The sequence below is a fragment of the Nitrincola alkalisediminis genome (assembly GCF_009821115.1).
In the GTDB taxonomy this organism is placed as follows: domain Bacteria; phylum Pseudomonadota; class Gammaproteobacteria; order Pseudomonadales; family Balneatricaceae; genus Nitrincola; species Nitrincola alkalisediminis.
On sequence record NZ_VYTY01000010.1, the window covers coordinates 110,560 to 127,906 of the forward strand.

Sequence of the window (17,347 nt, forward strand, 5' to 3'; positions counted from 1 at the left end):
TGCTATGCATGTCAATATATCGATAGATTACTCAGGAGGCTTGAGCGATATGAGCGCCCAGCGAACCCGATTGCCCAACACATTATACACGGCTGAGCAGTGTCGTGCGTTGGATCATACTGCAATTACGGAATATGGCATCCCGGGTTTTCGGTTGATGCAGAGAGCGGGGCATGCTGTTTTTGCTGAAATCCGAAGACGGTGGCCGGATGTCAATCGTTTAACCCTTGTGTGTGGTACAGGCAATAATGGCGGTGACGGCCTGATTGTTGCGGGGTTGGCGTTTCAGCAAGGTTGGCAGGTTCAGGTGTTGACGCTAGGTATTACGCCTTATCATGAGCAACTGCAAGGGGAAGCCTTGCAAGCTTGGGAATGGGCGAATGCGTTAGGCGTGGTGACGCGCCCCTGGAGTCCAATGGTGGAATTTACGGGCGAACTGATCGTGGATGCGATTTTAGGTACCGGAATCCAGGGCGAGGTTCGCGGCGCTGTGCGAGAAGCGATTGCAAAAATCAATGCCTGTCACCGTCCGGTGGTGTCTGTCGATATCCCGTCTGGTTTGTGCAGTGATACGGGGAAATGCATGGGGGAGACGATAGCCGCATCGCTCACCCTGACCTTTATTGGATTAAAACAGGGCTTGTTGACGCATCAGGGGCCGGATGTGCGGGGCGAGCTGTTATTCGACAGCTTAATGGTGCCGGAGGAACTCTATGAACAAATCCCTGTGAGTGGGTTTAGAACCGATGCAGAGGATTTATCAGACTTGTTGCCCGCACGCCCCTTGTCAGCCCACAAAGGGCATTACGGGCATGTGTTGGTTGTGGGTGGGGATCATGGCATGGGCGGTGCTGCAATGATGGCTGCCGAAGCGGCGCTGCGGTCAGGCAGTGGCTTAGTGTCATTGGCGACGCGCTCGGCTCATGTGAGTGCCGCCTTGGCGCGTACGCCTGAAGTGATGGTGTTGGGGGTGGATGCCTCGGCACGTCTTCAGCCTATGCTAGATCGCGCCAGTGTGGTTGTGTTGGGGCCAGGGCTTGGCAGCAGTGCTTGGGCTGATCAATTGGCACAGGCGGTCATGAGCCGTCCGCATCCCTCTGTGATCGATGCGGACGCGTTAAAATACCTGCAGCCGTATCGTCATTCTCCAGCGCAAGCACGTGCGAGAGTCTTAACGCCTCATCCAGGTGAGGCCGCTCAATTGCTGGACTGCTCAGTCGCTGATGTTCAAGACAACCGCTTTGATGCAGTGCGCTTGCTGTATGAACGTTTTGGTGGTGTGATTGTCTTGAAAGGTGCAGGAACTGTGATCTTCGACGGAGATGTCGTGCATGTCTGTGCCGAAGGCAATCCAGGCATGGCATCCGGTGGAATGGGTGATGTGTTGTCAGGCATTATCGCGGCATTTCTTGCGCAGGGATTGTCGCCAGTCGATGCGGCTCGTTTAGGGGTTTATACCCATGCGAGATCGGCCGATCTATGTGCCTTGCAGAGTGGGCAGCGAGGTCTGAGAGCGACGGATTTATTTAACCAAATTAAGTGTGTTGTCAATGGGTTGGAGTTGGGTGAACGTGTCTGAGAATACATTTATCGCGGCAGATGATCAACAGACGGTGGCTTTCGGGCAGGTGTTGGCAAATGCAGCAGTTGACGGTGGAATCGTGTTTTTACACGGAGATTTGGGGATGGGTAAAACAACCTTGTGTCGAGGTGTCATCCAGGCATTTGGGCATACAGGTGCGGTTAAGAGTCCAACCTATACGCTGGTTGAGCCTTATGAATTTCAAAATAAATGCGTGTACCATTTTGATTTGTATCGGTTAGGTGACCCTGAAGAGCTTGAGTTTCTGGGAATCCGGGATTATCTGGTAGACGATGCCTTGTGTCTGATTGAGTGGCCCGAGCGGGGGCAGGGAATTCTACCCCCAGCAGATCTTGAAATTTTTATAGAGATATTTGAGCAAGGACGTCGTATTAAATGGTCAAAAAACACTCAGAAAGGGTGTATGATAGCCGATAGAATAGTAAATGAATTGAAAGGGTAAGCGCTCATTGTGAAAGTAAATACTCTCTACAAGCTTTGTAGTCTTGTCTGTGTGGCGTTATTGCTGCCTCTGCATGCATTTGCCAACGTGCAAGTGCAGGGCGTACGGACGTGGTTAGCACCGGACAATACTCGCTTAGTCTTTGATTTATCAGGGCCAATCCAACACAAGCTTTTTGCGTTGGATAACCCGGATCGCATAGTGTTGGATATTGAAAATGCCACATTAAATGCCTCGTTGAGTGAGTTGGCCTCGGATAAAAGCCCAGTTGAGCGGATTCGCCATAGCCAATCGGGTACCACCTTACGCATAGTGCTGGATATTCGTGAACAAGTGAGGCCCAAGAGCTTTGAGCTACGTCCGAATGAGCAATATGGACATCGTTTAGTGGTCGACTTAGAACCGATTGTTAAGTCTCAGGTCGCGGTTCGCGCCGCTCCAGCGCCCTCTGTGCCAACGGCGGCTTCAGCAGGACTGCGTGATATCGTCATTGCGATTGATCCTGGACACGGTGGCGAAGATCCGGGTGCAATTGGACCTAATCGTACCCGAGAGAAAGACATAGTGTTGGCGATAGGTCGAGAACTCAAAAAACTCATCGATGCCGAGCCGGGCTACCGGGCGGTGATGATTCGCGATGGGGATTACTTTGTGAGTCTTCGTGATCGAACCATCCGTGCGCGCCGTGCGAATGCGGATTTGTTTGTCTCAATTCATGCCGATGGATGGCACAGTCCTACAGCGCGCGGTGCGTCCGTGTGGGTGTTGTCTGAGAGAGGGGCAAGTAGCGAGATGGGACGCTGGTTGGCCAGTCGTGAAAACAGCTCGGATTTAATTGGCGGCGTCGGCAGCGTGAGTCTTGATGATAAAGATGATGTACTGGCCAGCGTTTTGTTGGATATGTCCATGACGGCCAGTCGTACTGGCAGCCGTGACGTGGCTGGCATTATCCACCGGAATATGGCCAATTTTGCCCGCATGCACAAGCCAAATGTTGAAATGGCAGCCTTCGCGGTGCTCAGATCCCCCGATATTCCATCTATTTTGATCGAAACAGGCTTCATTACCAACCCGCAAGAAGAAACACAGCTCAGAACCCCTGCCTATCAACAACGCATGGCGAAAGCGATTTTTGATGGGATTTCGGAGTATTTTTGGCAGCGTCCACCGGATATGACCTTAATCGCTTCCCGAAAAAATCAGGGTGGCGCAATGGTTGCGGGGCAAAACCGAACCCACCGTGTCCAACCTGGGGATACGTTGTCTGTTATAGCGGTGAGAAATGGAGTGTCGGTTGCAGCGTTAAGAGAGGCCAACCAAATCAGGGGTGATCAAATACGCGTGGGCCAAGTCCTAAGGATTCCAGCAAGTTAATGAGCGTTTTAATTAAGAAGCAGCCTGCGCCGATTGAGCTTTTATCGGCGCAGCTTGCGAACCAAATTGCAGCGGGAGAGGTCGTAGAGCGTCCCGCGTCCGTGGTAAAAGAACTGCTTGAGAACAGCCTTGATGCAGGTGCAAGCCAGGTCTCATTAGAGGCCGAGCAAGGTGGCGTTAAACGAATTCGGATTCGAGACGACGGTTGCGGCATTGCGCAGGAGGATTTGGCCTTGGCGCTGAGTCGCCATGCAACCTCTAAAATTAAAGTGTTGGACGATCTTGAAGCCGTGCTCAGTTTGGGCTTTCGTGGCGAGGCGCTGGCCAGTATCAGCTCTGTTGCGCGTTTAACCCTCACATCGCGTCCAGAGGGCCAAGACAGCGCGTGGTCGGTAAAGGCCGAAGGTCGAGACATGGAGCCGATCTTAATGCCAGCCGCGCACCCAGTGGGCACGACGGTTGAAGTGGGTGATTTGTTTTTTAATACCCCCGCGCGCCGAAAGTTTCTAAAAACCGAAAAAACGGAGTTCGGCCATTTAGAAGAGGTGGTTAGACGTTTGGCGTTGAGCCGTTTTGATGTGGGCTTCAGTCTCACACATAACGCAAAGTCACTCTACCAATTGAAGCCTGCAACCACCGACTTTGAGCGCGAAAAGCGTTTAGCAACCTTACTCGGGCCTGCTTTTATTGAGCATGCTCTAGTGGTGGACATGGCGGCTGAATCGTCCGGCTTGAGACTCTATGGTTGGGTGACACAGCCCACGCACTCGCGCAGCCAGCCGGATCAGCAGTACTTTTTTGTCAACGGACGTATTATTCGCGATAAAGTGGTGAATCATGCCGTTCGGCAAGCCTATCAGGATGTCCTGTACGGAGGACGTCATCCCGCATTTGTACTCTTCTTTGAATTAGACCCTGCCTGGGTGGATGTCAATGTGCATCCGACCAAGCATGAAGTGCGTTTTAGAGAAAGCCGTTTGGTGCACGATTTTATTTTCAGATCCTTGCATCGAGTGATCGCGGATATGCGCCCTGATGGACAGGCACAGATCAGCTCACACGAAATCCCTCTAGGGGGCGCTGCTCTTGATCGCGGTGGTTCCACGCCCACTCAAGCACCTCCGGTCCGGCCAGTCGAGTCACCCAGTTATACTCAAGGGCAAATGCCTTTGCATGCGCCGACGCGTCCCACCTCGTCGACCTCTTTTTCGGGGCGAGATGTAAGGTCTCAGATTGAGCAATATCGCCAGCTATACCCGGACACGGAGGGACAGATTGCAGAGGTTCAACCCAGCGCGACAGTTCAAACGGCGGACTCTTCAGATGTGCCGCCGCTGGGCTACGCACTTGCCCAGCTTAAGGGCGTGTATATTTTGGCTCAGAATGAGCAAGGTCTGATTATTGTTGATATGCATGCCGCCCATGAGCGTATTGTCTATGAACGCATGAAACTCACCCTGCAGGATGAACCTCTGCGAAGTCAGCCTTTGTTAGTGCCGGTGTCCATTCATGTCAGTCAGAAGGAAGCGGATATTGCCGAGGAGTCTTTAGAGCTCTTTAAGCGCTTAGGCTTTGTGTTGCAGCGTTTGGCGGCCGAAACCTTGGTTATTCGTGAAGTGCCAGTGTATTTTGCAAAGGCCGATGTGCAACGTCTGGTGCTCGATGTGTTGTCGGACTTGTTGCATCAGGGACGCAGTCAGCGCATTGAAAATCAAATAAATGAACTTCTTGGGACAATGGCCTGTCATAGTGCAGTTCGTGCCAATCGACAATTGTCGATTGCTGAAATGAATGCGCTGTTGCGTGATATGGAAGTCACCGAACGCAGCGGGCAGTGTAACCATGGTCGTCCCACTTGGACGGCGTTGAGTCTGTCTGATCTTGATAAGCTTTTTTTACGGGGGCAGTAATGTCGATGGACAAGGCAAAGCCCTTGGTTGTGATGTTGATGGGGCCAACCGCCTCAGGTAAAACCGATTTAGCCATGCGGATTGCTGATCATCTGCCAGCCAGCTTGATTAGTGTAGACTCTGCATTGATTTACAAAGGCATGGATATTGGAACGGCCAAGCCCGAACCCGAGGTGTTAAGTGCCTATCCGCATCGGTTGGTGGACATTATGGATCCTGCCGAATCCTATTCGGCGGCGACCTTTAGGGAGGATGCACTCGCCTGTATCGACGACGCCCTTGCCAATCAACGACTGCCTATCTTAGTGGGCGGTACGATGATGTACTTTAATGCACTGATTAAAGGAATGGCCACTTTACCCGATGCCGATCCAGTGCTCCGAACAGAGTTAGAAGCACGTATCCAGCAAGAGGGTATCGAAAGTTTGCATGCACAGTTGGCGCAGCTCGATCCAGTGGCCGCTGAGCGTCTGCATCCGTCGGATTCTCAAAGAGTGCAAAGAGCGTTAGAAGTGTGTTTGCTTAGTGGTCAGTCAATGACGTCGTTATGGGCTCAACAAGCCGAGGTTGAATTGCCGTTTCGTTACCTGTCGTTGGCTTTGATGCCGCAAGATAGGTCGATTTTGCATAAGCGCATAGAACAGCGTTTTGATAAGATGTTAGAACAGGGTTTTGAAACAGAAGTTCGATCCTTGTTTGAGCGACAAGATTTGCATCCGAGCATGCCATCCATTCGTGCCGTTGGCTATCGCCAAATGTGGCAGTATCTTGATGGTGAGTTAGGGTATAAGGACATGAGAGAAAAGAGTATAGTAGCCACTCGGCAACTGGCAAAACGTCAGTATACATGGCTAAGAAGTTGGGATGATCTGCATGTGCTTGACGGTGTAAATGAGAATATATTGCCGAATGCCTTGAAGTTGATCCAGCAAGCCATTATATAATGAGATGCTTTGCGTTAATTTTTAATAGCGCCAGAGAGATGCGTGAAACACGTAAGCAATCTGTGCAGACTATGCTAACCATAATTATTTTAAAAGACTGAATGTTTCAGTAAAGGAGATACCCATGTCAAAAGGGCAATCATTACAAGACCCTTACCTTAATGTTTTGCGCAAAGAACGGGTTCCCGTCTCAATTTTCCTGGTAAATGGAATCAAGCTCCAAGGACAAATCGAGTCGTTTGATCAGTTCGTTATTCTGCTCAAAAATACCGTCAGCCAGATGGTGTATAAGCATGCCATCTCAACCGTTGTACCTTCTAGACCGGTCAAGTTGCCACAGCCGGACGAGAAAATTGAAGAGTGAGTAATTTGATTGTTTTTTGAACGTCCTGAGTCGGGTGAACGCGCCATACTGGTGCATATTGATTTTTATTCTGAATCTGAACCAGAAAGTCCTCGTGAGTTAGAAGAACTGGCGCTTTCAGCTGGCGCTGATCCGGTTGCCTTCTTAACCGGCAGTCGCTCAGATCCCAGTCCTAAGTTTTTCTTAGGCAAGGGAAAGGTTGCAGAGTTGGCGGAAATGGTCAGGCTGTATGAAGCGGAGCTGGTCATCTTTAACCATTCGCTTTCGCCAGCTCAGGAGCGCAACCTAGAGCGCGAGATTCAGTGCCGTGTTCTGGACAGAACAGGCTTGATACTCGATATATTTGCCCAGCGTGCCCGTACGCATGAGGGTAAGCTTCAAGTTGAGCTGGCTCAGCTTGAGCATATGTCGACACGACTCGTGCGCGGCTGGACCCACCTTGAACGACAAAAAGGCGGGATAGGTTTGCGTGGACCGGGTGAAACGCAGCTCGAAACCGACCGTCGTTTGCTTCGGGTTCGTTTGAAATCGATCTTAAAACGTTTAGATAAGGTCAGAAAACAGCGTGATCAAGGGCGTCGTGCGCGCGTTCGAGCATCTGTTCCAACGGTATCGCTAGTCGGATATACCAACGCGGGTAAGTCCACCTTGTTTAACAGTTTGACAGCCTCAGATGTCTATGCAGCTGATCAGTTGTTCGCAACCCTGGATCCAACCTTACGAAAAATTCAGCTTGATGATGCGGGTGCCGCGATTCTGGCTGACACGGTGGGTTTTATTCGGCACTTACCGCACAAACTTGTAGAAGCCTTTCGTGCGACCTTGCAAGAGACATGTGAAGCAACGTTGCTGCTGCATGTGATCGACAGCTACGACGAAGAGCGTCAGCTTCACATCGAGCAAGTGAACGATGTATTAACCGAGATAGGCGCAGATGATGTCCCTACCTTGCTTGTATACAACAAGGTCGATTTGTTAGAGCAGGTCGAGCCGAGAATTGATCGCGATGATGAAGGCGTTCCCATTCGCGTGTGGTTGTCGGCACAAACAGGTGCGGGTACCGATCTATTGCTTCAGGCCATCAACGAACGTCTCAGTGATGATGTTTTTGAGAGTGAGTTGAAATTGACACCTTCGGAAGGGCAATTCCGTGCGCAGTTATATGCCGCCAATGCCATTTTATCCGAGTCCGTCGATGATGAAGGCCAGATGCATCTGAAAGTTCGCATTCAGCGTAAAGATTTTAGGCAGTTGTTGAGTCGATTGCAGATTCCGTTTGAACGATATTTGTCAGAAACGGTCGATTATGTGTAGTCCTTGCATGCGAATGCAGGGCTTTTTAAAATTATAACTTTAACTTTGTTTTATAGCGGAGAGCACTATGGCCTGGAATGAGCCTGGCGGAAATGGCAAAAACCATGATCCGTGGAGCGGCGGCGGTGACAAAAATCCCGGCGGTGGTAAACGTGGTGGCAATGAGCAGGGCCCACCGGATCTTGATGAAGCGCTTCAAAAGCTTCAAGATCGTTTAAACGGTATTTTTGGTGGCAAGGGCGGAGGCTCTGGAACCTCTGGTGGTTCTGGTGGCTCCCACAAAGGAAGCTTTGGCTTGCTTGGTATTGTCGCTGTGATTGCCTTGGTTGTTTGGGCCGGTATGGGCTTCTACACCGTTGATCAACAAGAGCGTGGTGTTGTCTTGCGCTTGGGTAAATTCCATTCAGTTGTAAACCCTGGTTTGCAATGGAATCCACCGTTGATTGACGACGTCTCTAAGATTAACGTCACTCAAGTTCGTATTCATGACCATCGTGCGTTGATGCTAACGGAAGACGAAAACATCGTAGATGTGGATATCAGCGTTCAATACGTGGCTGAAAACCCAGAAAACTTCCTGCTGAAGGTGCGTAGCCCTCAAGAAAGTTTGGGACAAGCGGCTGAGGCGGCTCTGCGTCAGGTCGTTGGTGCATCAGAAATGAACCAAATTTTGACGGAAGGTCGTCAAGTGATGGCGATTTCTGTGCAAGAGCGTCTGCAGCGTCACATGGATGCCTATGAAACCGGTATTCGAATTTCAGGCGTTAACGTTCGAAATGCACAAGCGCCCAGCCAAGTTCAGGATGCGTTTGACGACGTTATTAAGGCGCGTGAAGACGAGCAACGTTCCAAGAACGAAGCTGAGGCCTATGCCAACAGCGTTGTTCCTGAAGCGCGTGGTATTGCCCAGCGTATGATCGAAGAAGCGAACGCGTACCGCGAAGAAGTGGTCGCCAGAGCAACGGGTGAAAGCCAACGTTTCTTGGCGCTCTTGTCTGAATACCAAAATGAGCCAGATGTCACACGTGAGCGTCTATACATCGATATGATGCAAAGCGTGATGACAAACAATCCAAAAGTGTTAATGGATGTTGAGGGTGGTAATAATCTCATGTTCTTGCCGTTGGATAAGCTGATGGAAAACAGAGGGAACCCCAGCAGCAGTTCGCGTAGCAGTGCCTCTGACTTAGGTTTTAGGCAAATGAATGATCCATTAACTGATGCCTCACGGACACGTCAAAGCTCGACAGGTGCAGGTAGCATGAGGGAGGGTCGATAATGAAACCTAATTCAGTATTTGTACTTGTTTTAGCACTCGTTGTGGTTTGGTTGGCTTCTGAAAGCGTGTATATCGTCAAAGAAACCGAAAGAGCTGTTAAGTTACGATTCGGTGAAATTGTTGAGCCTGATATCGCACCAGGCCTGCATTTCAAGATTCCATTCGTCAACACAGTCCGTAAGTTTGAAGCGCGTTTGATCACGTTGGATTCACGTCCACAAGCGTTTTTGACCTTAGAAGCCAAGCGTTTGATCGTGGATTCGTTCATTAAATGGCGTGTGAAGGACGTAGAACGTTACTACACCGCAACATCAGGTGATGAAAACCGTGCGAACAGCCTGTTGGCGAGCCGTATCGAAACCAACTTGCGTAACCAGTTCGGTGAGCGAACACTGAACCAAGTGGTTTCAGGCGAACGTGAAGAGTTGATGGAGCAAGTTAACCGTCAGTTGAGCGTGGTGGCTGAGCGTGAGTTGGGTATCGAAATCGTTGATATTCGTATCAAACGGATCGACCTGCCAACCGAAGTATCCACTTCCGTGTATGACCGTATGCGTTCTGAGCGTCTAAGACTGGCTCGTGAGCTGCGTGCTAGAGGTCTTGAGTTGGCGGAAGGGATACGTGCTGATGCTGATCGTCAGCGTACCGTTATTACCGCGAATGCTTTCAGCACGTCTGAAATCTTACGAGGTGAAGGGGATGCTGAAGCAGCGGCTATTTATTCGTCAGCATTCAGTCAAGATCCAGAGTTCTACTCGTTCATTCGTAGTATTGGTGCATACCGTGAATCCTTCAGTGGTCAGGGTGATGTGCTCGTGCTTGAGCCTACCAGTGAGTTTTTCCGTTACATGAGAAGCTCTGGCGTTCAATAAGCAACAACCAAAGTAGGTGGGTAAACCACCTGCTTTGTGTTATGATTTCTAAGACCGGGTCATTGCCCGGTTTTTTTTGTGACAAAAGGGGGTCGTAAATGGCGCTGGCAGATCGATGGCTGCTGCCTGAGGGTATCAAAGAATTATTGCCACCAGAGGCGCGTCAGGCAGAACTGATGCGACGTAGGTTGCTGGATTTGTATAATAATTGGGGTTATGACTTGGTAATGCCACCCTTGGTTGAGCATTTAGAGTCCTTGTTAACAGGGACAGGTCATGATCTGGATTTGAATACGTTTAAGCTGACGGATCGTCTGAGTGGGCACTCATTAGGTGTCAGGGCCGATATTACGCCTCAAGTTGCCAGAATTGACGCGCACCGTTTACGGACGGAAGGACCCAGCCGGTTGTGCTATTGCGGTTCCGTATTGCATACGCATGCAGCCAATATGCTGGCGACGCGCAATCCAATGCAGGCGGGCGCAGAGCTATACGGCCATGCGGGTATCGAAAGCGATGTTGAAGTCATCTCTTTAATGCTCGAAACCCTCAATGTGGCGGGTATCTCCGATCCCATTACACTTGATTTGGGGCATGTCGCGCTCTTTAACGCTTTGATTGCCAAAGCCAAGCTCTCGGCAGAAGATAAAAGCCAATTTATAGATTTTCTGCAGCGCAAAGCACTCACCGAATATGACGCGTTTCTCTCGGAATTGAGCCTTGAAGCGTCTTTGCGCGAGCGTTTAGCTGTGCTACCTTTCTTGCATGGTACGGTTGATGTGCTTGAGAAAGCGGCAGGTTTATTTGAAGGCTGGAGCGAAGAGTCCGAGGCTATCCAATATCTTTCGGATTTGGCTGAACTGATCCGAAACCGTTTTCCGCAAACCCGCTTTTATTTTGATTTGGCAGAGTTGCGAGGTTACCACTATCATACAGGAGTGGTCTTTGCAGCCTATACGCCAAGTTTTGGTCAAGCGCTTGCCAAGGGTGGGCGTTATGATGAAATAGGTCAGGATTTTGGTCGTGCTCGACCTGCCACTGGCTTTAGTACGGATCTTAAAACGCTCCTGGATGTTGCAGGTGTTAAGGCGAAGATCGAACCGTCGGTTTTGGCCCCTTCAGTATGGAGTGCTGATTTGCATGAAGCAATTGAGCAGGCCCGACGTCAAGGGCATCGGGTGATACAGGCGCTAGATGAATCTGAGCGCCCGGCTGGATGTGATCGACAACTGGTCAAAATTAATAACGAGTGGGTGATTCAAGCCCTCTGATCCGTTTAACAGAAACTAACGAGTACTCGAGACAGCAATGGGTAAGAATGTCGTTGTGCTGGGCACCCAGTGGGGTGATGAAGGAAAGGGTAAGATCGTTGATCTTCTAACCGAGAAGATTGCAGCGGTTGTACGCTTTCAAGGTGGTCATAATGCTGGTCATACACTGGTTATTGATGGCAAAAAAACAGTCTTGCATTTGATTCCATCAGGTATCCTGCGTGAAAACGTTTTGTGCTTGATTGGTAATGGCGTTGTACTATCCCCCGAAGCCTTGCTTAAGGAAATCGCGGGATTGGAAGCGAAGGGGATCCCTGTCAGTGATCGCTTGCGCTTAAGTCCAGCGTGTCCTTTGATTCTTCCTTGTCACGTCGCGTTGGACCAGGCAAGAGAGTTATTGCGTGGCGAAGCCAAGATCGGTACTACCGGTCGTGGGATAGGGCCTGCATATGAAGACAAAGTCGCTCGGAGAGGCTTGCGTCTTGGGGATATCAAAGACCCTGAGAACTTTGCCACCAAGTTGAAAGAAGTGATCAGTTATCATAATTTCATGCTTGAAAACTACTACAAAGTTGAGCCTGTGAGTTTTGATGCGGTCTATGCCCAGTGCATGGAAATGGCAACCAAACTCTTGCCAATGATTGCCGACGTGACCGGGATTCTGCACGACTTGCGTCGTCAGGGTGCCAGCATTATGTTTGAAGGCGCTCAAGGGTCTTTGTTGGATATCGATCACGGTACCTACCCTTATGTCACCTCGTCCAACACGACGGCAGGTGGAACCTCAACGGGCAGTGGATTTGGGCCTTTGTACCTAGATTACATTCTGGGTATTACCAAGGCGTACACCACACGTGTCGGTGGTGGTCCCTTCCCAACCGAACTGCATTGTGACACAGGTGCGCGTTTGGCTGAGCGAGGCCATGAATTTGGATCAACGACTGGGCGTGCGCGTCGCTGTGGTTGGTTTGATGCCGTTGCGCTTAAGCATGCCATCGAAATTAACTCCGTATCCGGTATCTGCCTCACTAAGCTTGATGTCCTTGATGGGCTTGACGAGATCCGTATCTGTATCGGCTACGAAGATGCGAATGGCAATGTGATCACATCCTTAAGTGGTAGCGAGGATTACGAGAAAGTCACCCCTGTGTACGAAAGCGTGCCGGGTTGGACAGAATCAACAATCGGAGCCAAAAGCTTGGATCAGTTGCCAGAAAACGCGCGTGCTTACATCAGCCGCTTGGAAGTGTTGATGGGTGCTCCAGTGGATATCATTTCCACAGGCCCAGATCGTAATGAAACCATTGTTCTGCGCGATCCATTTGCCTTGGATGCGTAAGTAAACAGTGCGTATAAAAAAGGGGGCGATATATCGGTATCGCCCCCCTTTTTTTATTCAATATTACCGTTTGAGCTTATAGGTTGCCGACCTGTACGGTTTTCAGCAATTGCTTAAACATCTTCGGGTTGGCCGCCACAAGCTCGCCTGTTTTCAGGTGCTGGTTGCCACCTTTAAAGTCACCGATCAAACCACCGGCTTCTTGGATTAACAGGATACCGGCTTCTTGTTCCCAGTCGTTGAGGCCCGCTTGAAAGAAACCGTCCAGCCGACCTGCTGCTGTGTAGGCAAGGTTAAGCAAGGTGGAGCCACTGCTGAAGGTATTGCCATCTGCATGAATAATTTGGCCGACAATGGCTTGGTGAGTCTGGAACCATGCCTTGTCGCTTTTGCGGTTAAAGAAACCTGTGCCAATTAAGGAGCCTGTCAGGTTTTTTGCGCTACTGACTCTGAGTCTGCGACCGTTTAACTGTGCTCCGCTACCACGGCTGGCTGTAAATTCTTCGCCTGTAATTGGGTTGATAATCACCGCATGTTCAATACGGCCATTGATTCTACCTGTTAGGCTTAAAGCAAAAATAGGAAGTGCGTTCGAGAAATTCGTCAGGCCGTCAACGGGATTGATTTGCCACTCAACGTGAGTGGGGCCGTCGCCAGTGGCTTTGTAGTGGCCGCTAAACTCAGCGTTAACAGTGTGGTGTGGATACGCCTTCTGAAGACTTTGAACGATGGTTCGTTCTGCTTGGCAGCACACGTCATTAATGAACTCAGCAACGCTGGATTGTTCGGATTTGATTAGGTCTAGGCGTTCAATAGCCCGAGCGATTTGTTCACCGCCGAGACGGGCAGCACGAAGTGCGATATTAACTATCGGTAGCATCAGAGTAAGCGTCCAAATTATTCAAGAGCGAAAGGGATAGTATACTGCAGTGTTGATTTCTTATCTATTCATGCAGGCGATTTTGGCCGTATGTTGTGGTTTTTTCTGGCTAGGTGACGGGCGTGCCAACCGACCTCCAATGGATTGGCACGCATTGTTAAAAACTATGATGATTTGTGGCTCGCTTTTATCTGGAAGTATCCAAAAATCTATACTAAGATCAAAGTGTTATTGATAGAGTGCCAAGAATAACCTGCTTGAGTGACGCTGCAATACCGTGCTGGCTCGTTTTGCAGGGCGCTTTTTTTGGGGTGATAGTTTTTATAAAACAATTGGTTAGGTCTGGTTTTTGGGTGGAAATGGGGCTGGCTAAGCGAGTTGGCGTGTTATTAAAATGTTAGGGAATAAATACGATGGTTTCAAAGAGCAATTGGGATGGGTTCGAGCCAAAAGAGTTCTGGGAAAGTTTCGATGTTTTTGCTGAACATATGCCAGGAAAGGAACAAACGGAGCTTTGCATTCTGAAAGGGCATTTGCTAGTAGAAGAAACATTAAACCGTATAATCAAAAAGCGGCTCGCAGCACCCACCTATATTGCTGAAGCGAGATTGGAGTTTTCACAAAAGCTAGCCCTAGCAAGATCGCTGCTTGTGCTAAATGAAGAAGACCGGTGGGTTTGGGACGGGGTAAGGAAGTTGAACGAAACCCGAAATCGATTGGCGCACCGACTGGTCGATTCGGGTATAAATGATAAGGTAACGGATTTTACCTCTTTCGTCGAAAGCAGCTTGGCAGCGCCTTCGCAACAAGATCAGATGCAAGAGTTCGGAGAATTAACTATGTCTATTTTTAACGTCTACGTGACGCTGAACTGGGCTAGCGCCTAGGATATATCCCTAACCAAGCATTACAGCGGACAAGCCGCTGAATGCGGCGTTGAGACTGTCGGATTAGTCCCAGAGCCCTTGGCTTATGTGACAGATGAAGGCTAAAATCAATTAACTAAACTTTACCTCAGAGGTGGCAAGGGATGGCGCGGTATAAACACTACGATTACAACCAAACCAAGATGATACCTCTGCGGTTTTCGGATCAGATCCAACCTGGCACGTTCGAATATACGCTGAATCATGTCGTGGATAATGATTTAGACCTCAGCGTGTTTGAATCTCGCTATCGAAATGACTACAACGGCGCACCAGCCTATGATCCGGCAATTCTACTGAAGGTCGTGTTATTCGCTTATTCTAGAGGCATTATCAGCAGCCGCAAGATCGCCCAAGCCTGCCGTGAGAATGTCTTGTTTATGGCACTGTCAGCTGACAGCCAACCCCATCACAGCACCTTAGCCGATTTCATCTCTCGAATGGATGAAGTGATTGCACCCTTGTTCACGCACGTTCTAATGGTGTGTGATAGCTTAAATCTAATCGGACGGGAGATGTTCGCGATTGATGGCTGCAAGATGCCTTCGAACGCTGCCAAGGAGTGGAGTGGCACACATGCAGAGTTGAATCGTAAGAAAGCCAAGATTGATCGCGCCGTAGAGCGAATGCTAAAAGCGCATCAAACGGGTGATCAACAGGATCAACCCATTGAGGTTACCGACCGTGAACGTGCCCAGATCGTGAAGCTTGAAAAGGTTTCAGCCAAGATAAAAAAACACTTAACAACGACTCCTGAGCGGTATGGCCAACGGGGTACTCCAGTTAAAGGCAATATCACTGACCCTGAAAGTGCCAAGATGAAGACATCTAAGGGTGTGATTCAGGGATATAACGGCGTGGCTGCTGTGGACAGCAAACACCAGATTATAGTACATGCCGAAGCCTACGGTGCTGGGCAGGAACAACACACTTTGGAGCCGATGCTGTTCGGTATCCAGCGTCAATTCAAGCAGTGCTCAGGAGATGAGCATATCCTGCAACACGCACGGATCACGGCTGATAGTGGTTTCCACAGCGAAGCTAATATGAAGCTGATCTATCGCCACGGCATTGATGGCTACATCGCAGATAATCAGTTCCGTAAACGTGATCCAAGATTTGCAGACTCGATCACTTTCAATGAAGCCAAGGCTCAACGCCGTAAAGAGCGTGGTGGTCAGGTAGCGAAGCGCTTTACACCTGCCGACTTTGATTATGATCCTGTGACTGAAACCTGCCGTTGTCCAGCGGGTAAACCGATGTGGAAACGCTTTAAGGGTAAGATTGCTGACCAAGACATGATTAGCTTTCAAGGCTATCGACAGAATTGCCGAGATTGCCCATTAAAGCATCAGTGCCTGCGCCGGGTGAGTCAAACGGATGGACGCCAAGTGAGCTTTGCACTGAGTGATCGCAAGGCTGCACCGGGATTTATTGAAAAAATGAAGCAAAAGATAGACAGCCCGATGGGTCGGCATATCTACAGTCAGCGATTGGGCACGGTAGAACCCGTGTTTGGCAATCTGGAAAGCAACAAGGGACTGAATCGATTTACCTTAAGGGGCAAAACCAAGGTCAATGCGCAGTGGTTAATGTACTGCATGGTGCACAATATCGAGAAAATAGCGACACAGGGGCAATAATGAGCTGAAACTCAAGAATTGAGGGTAAAGTAACCTTGAAGCCCATGAGTTATAGAGTGTAGGTTGTTTGAATAGGTGATTCAGATCATCGATTTGGGCGGTAAATAAAGATTATAGTAAAGGGCGGGCTGTTGATGCTGGGTATTTTGATTTCAAAATGTCTAATTCGACAGGCTCGTTATGTGAAAAGGGAGGCAATTTGAGCTCTGATAATATTTTTGCATTTGTCTTGATGCCATTTGATAAATCATTTGATGATATATATAAAATGGGCATCAAAGAAACGGCTGCGCAACTAGATATCGTTGCAGAAAGAGTTGACGAGCAAATATTCCAGGAAGGAATTCTTGAACGTATCTATAGGCAGATTGACGCCGCTGACATAATTGTTGCAGACATGTCTGGACAAAACCCCAATGTATTTTATGAGGTTGGGTATGCGCACGCCAAAGAAAAAATATGCCTTCTCTTAACTAGCGACACAAATGACATTCCTTTTGATTTAAAGCATCACCGGCATATTGTCTATGGCGATTCTATTTCGAATCTTAGGGCCATGCTGACTGATGAGCTTTCATGGGCAAAGAAACAAATTGAAAATGTGAAGGCTAGTCATATAAAGGTTAACTTAAAAAACCTATACGGCGAGCTGGAAAAGACCAAAAGTTCAGCAAAAGGAAAAATAGAATTTAAAATTGATCTGCTAAATGATTCCGCTAAAACATCAGCAGAGATTGAAGCTATTTATTTCTACTCAACAAAGGGGTGGACGCTAGAGCAAGATGGCAAAGAATGTCCATCAACAGAGTCTGACATTCCGGATTTTGGAAAGCGTCATTTCATTACTCCGCCGTTAAGAAAGCTCCATAAAAATTCATGGGCGCAACTCAAGTTTTCAGGTGCTAAGTACTTGGCATTCGCTCATAAGGGAGAAGAGATAAAAAATGAGTATAGGGTTTCTGGTCGAACAATATTGAGACTGGTTACATCAGAGGGAAACTTTGATTATGAGTTATCACTTGATGTTGTGTGTGATGAGTTCCCGTTCTAGCGAGTCTCACATAACACCTATGAGCCCAAACCTTGTCAATAGGCATTAGTTTTTTATTGGCCGCGTTAGCGGCCAATATCAAGTCCCTGAGCCAGTGATCCTACTTCGTCTGTCATCGTTGGCTGTGAATGGCTT

15 protein-coding genes are annotated in these 17,347 nt (G+C 49.0%); 14 read left to right on the forward strand and 1 reads right to left on the reverse strand.

Annotated elements, in window-relative coordinates; genetic code table 11:
* Positions 1-49 precede the first annotated feature (49 nt).
* The 11 genes from F5971_RS14885 to F5971_RS14935 all read left to right on the forward strand — a co-directional run bounded on the left by F5971_RS14885 (position 50) and on the right by F5971_RS14935 (position 12,712).
* A complete protein-coding gene (locus F5971_RS14885) occupies positions 50-1,579 on the forward strand; it encodes an NAD(P)H-hydrate dehydratase (RefSeq protein WP_246187819.1) in 1,530 nt (509 codons plus the stop codon).
* Positions 1,572-2,045: a tRNA (adenosine(37)-N6)-threonylcarbamoyltransferase complex ATPase subunit type 1 TsaE gene (tsaE, locus tag F5971_RS14890; RefSeq protein ID WP_246187820.1), complete on the forward strand. Its 474-nt coding sequence runs from the start codon at positions 1,572-1,574 to the stop codon at positions 2,043-2,045. The genes F5971_RS14885 and tsaE overlap by 8 nt, the downstream gene beginning before the upstream one ends.
* A gap of 9 nt (positions 2,046-2,054) precedes the next feature.
* Positions 2,055-3,419, forward strand: coding sequence for an N-acetylmuramoyl-L-alanine amidase (locus F5971_RS14895; protein WP_081763730.1), 1,365 nt, complete (start codon positions 2,055-2,057; stop codon positions 3,417-3,419).
* Positions 3,419-5,329 carry a DNA mismatch repair endonuclease MutL gene (mutL, locus tag F5971_RS14900; RefSeq protein ID WP_193495721.1) on the forward strand — a complete coding sequence of 637 codons (1,911 nt, stop codon included), beginning with the start codon at positions 3,419-3,421 and terminating at the stop codon, positions 5,327-5,329. The genes F5971_RS14895 and mutL overlap by 1 nt, the downstream gene beginning before the upstream one ends.
* Positions 5,329-6,273 carry a tRNA (adenosine(37)-N6)-dimethylallyltransferase MiaA gene (gene miaA, locus F5971_RS14905; RefSeq protein WP_036508454.1) on the forward strand — a complete coding sequence of 315 codons (945 nt, stop codon included), beginning with the start codon at positions 5,329-5,331 and terminating at the stop codon, positions 6,271-6,273. The genes mutL and miaA overlap by 1 nt, the downstream gene beginning before the upstream one ends.
* Before the next feature lie 124 nt (positions 6,274-6,397).
* Positions 6,398-6,637 carry an RNA chaperone Hfq gene (hfq, locus tag F5971_RS14910; RefSeq protein WP_036508467.1) on the forward strand — a complete coding sequence of 80 codons (240 nt, stop codon included), beginning with the start codon at positions 6,398-6,400 and terminating at the stop codon, positions 6,635-6,637.
* 9 nt (positions 6,638-6,646) lie between these two features.
* Positions 6,647-7,951 (forward strand): ribosome rescue GTPase HflX, encoded by a 1,305-nt coding sequence (hflX, locus tag F5971_RS14915; protein WP_036508470.1) that lies wholly within the window; start codon positions 6,647-6,649, stop codon positions 7,949-7,951.
* Positions 7,952-8,018: 67 nt separating this feature from the next.
* Entirely contained in the window at positions 8,019-9,230 is a 1,212-nt protein-coding gene (hflK, locus tag F5971_RS14920) for an FtsH protease activity modulator HflK (RefSeq protein WP_036508472.1), read from the forward strand.
* Positions 9,230-10,102, forward strand: coding sequence for a protease modulator HflC (gene hflC, locus F5971_RS14925; protein ID WP_193495723.1), 873 nt, complete (start codon positions 9,230-9,232; stop codon positions 10,100-10,102). Before hflK ends, hflC begins: the two co-directional genes overlap by 1 nt.
* A 98-nt stretch (positions 10,103-10,200) precedes the next feature.
* On the forward strand, positions 10,201-11,373 hold the full coding sequence (locus F5971_RS14930; RefSeq protein WP_193495725.1) for an ATP phosphoribosyltransferase regulatory subunit: 1,173 nt from the start codon (positions 10,201-10,203) through the stop codon (positions 11,371-11,373).
* A gap of 37 nt (positions 11,374-11,410) precedes the next feature.
* A complete protein-coding gene (locus tag F5971_RS14935) occupies positions 11,411-12,712 on the forward strand; it encodes an adenylosuccinate synthase (protein WP_193495728.1) in 1,302 nt (433 codons plus the stop codon).
* A 76-nt stretch (positions 12,713-12,788) separates the two neighbouring features.
* Here the strand turns inward: F5971_RS14935 and F5971_RS14940 are convergent, their stop codons facing one another.
* A complete protein-coding gene (locus F5971_RS14940) occupies positions 12,789-13,592 on the reverse strand; it encodes an inositol monophosphatase family protein (protein WP_036508483.1) in 804 nt (267 codons plus the stop codon).
* A gap of 413 nt (positions 13,593-14,005) precedes the next feature.
* Between F5971_RS14940 and F5971_RS14945 the strand changes: the two genes are divergently transcribed.
* The 3 genes from F5971_RS14945 (at position 14,006) to F5971_RS18420 (ending at position 17,212) form a co-directional block, all read left to right on the forward strand.
* Positions 14,006-14,479: a hypothetical protein gene (locus F5971_RS14945; protein WP_193495730.1), complete on the forward strand. Its 474-nt coding sequence runs from the start codon at positions 14,006-14,008 to the stop codon at positions 14,477-14,479.
* 143 nt (positions 14,480-14,622) lie between these two features.
* Complete coding sequence (locus F5971_RS14950; protein WP_193495732.1) at positions 14,623-16,161, forward strand: IS1182 family transposase; 1,539 nt, start codon at positions 14,623-14,625, stop codon at positions 16,159-16,161.
* A gap of 199 nt (positions 16,162-16,360) precedes the next feature.
* Positions 16,361-17,212 carry a nucleoside 2-deoxyribosyltransferase gene (locus F5971_RS18420; RefSeq protein ID WP_223116336.1) on the forward strand — a complete coding sequence of 284 codons (852 nt, stop codon included), beginning with the start codon at positions 16,361-16,363 and terminating at the stop codon, positions 17,210-17,212.
* The last annotated feature ends 135 nt before the right edge of the window (positions 17,213-17,347 follow it).

What these genes read in the sequence shown, in the direction of transcription:
- F5971_RS14945 (WP_193495730.1), top strand. Translation starts at nt 14,006, where the DNA reads ATGGTTTCAAAGAGCAATTGGGATGGGTTCGAGCCAAAAGAGTTCTGG.
- F5971_RS14950 (WP_193495732.1), top strand. Translation starts at nt 14,623, where the DNA reads ATGGCGCGGTATAAACACTACGATTACAACCAAACCAAGATGATACCT.
- F5971_RS14935 (WP_193495728.1), top strand. Translation starts at nt 11,411, where the DNA reads ATGGGTAAGAATGTCGTTGTGCTGGGCACCCAGTGGGGTGATGAAGGA.
- hflK (WP_036508472.1), top strand. Translation starts at nt 8,019, where the DNA reads ATGGCCTGGAATGAGCCTGGCGGAAATGGCAAAAACCATGATCCGTGG.
- hfq (WP_036508467.1), top strand. Translation starts at nt 6,398, where the DNA reads ATGTCAAAAGGGCAATCATTACAAGACCCTTACCTTAATGTTTTGCGC.
- miaA (WP_036508454.1), top strand. Translation starts at nt 5,329, where the DNA reads ATGTCGATGGACAAGGCAAAGCCCTTGGTTGTGATGTTGATGGGGCCA.
- F5971_RS14885 (WP_246187819.1), top strand. Translation starts at nt 50, where the DNA reads ATGAGCGCCCAGCGAACCCGATTGCCCAACACATTATACACGGCTGAG.
- F5971_RS14940 (WP_036508483.1), bottom strand. Translation starts at nt 13,592, where the DNA reads ATGCTACCGATAGTTAATATCGCACTTCGTGCTGCCCGTCTCGGCGGT.
- mutL (WP_193495721.1), top strand. Translation starts at nt 3,419, where the DNA reads ATGAGCGTTTTAATTAAGAAGCAGCCTGCGCCGATTGAGCTTTTATCG.
- hflC (WP_193495723.1), top strand. Translation starts at nt 9,230, where the DNA reads ATGAAACCTAATTCAGTATTTGTACTTGTTTTAGCACTCGTTGTGGTT.
- F5971_RS14930 (WP_193495725.1), top strand. Translation starts at nt 10,201, where the DNA reads ATGGCGCTGGCAGATCGATGGCTGCTGCCTGAGGGTATCAAAGAATTA.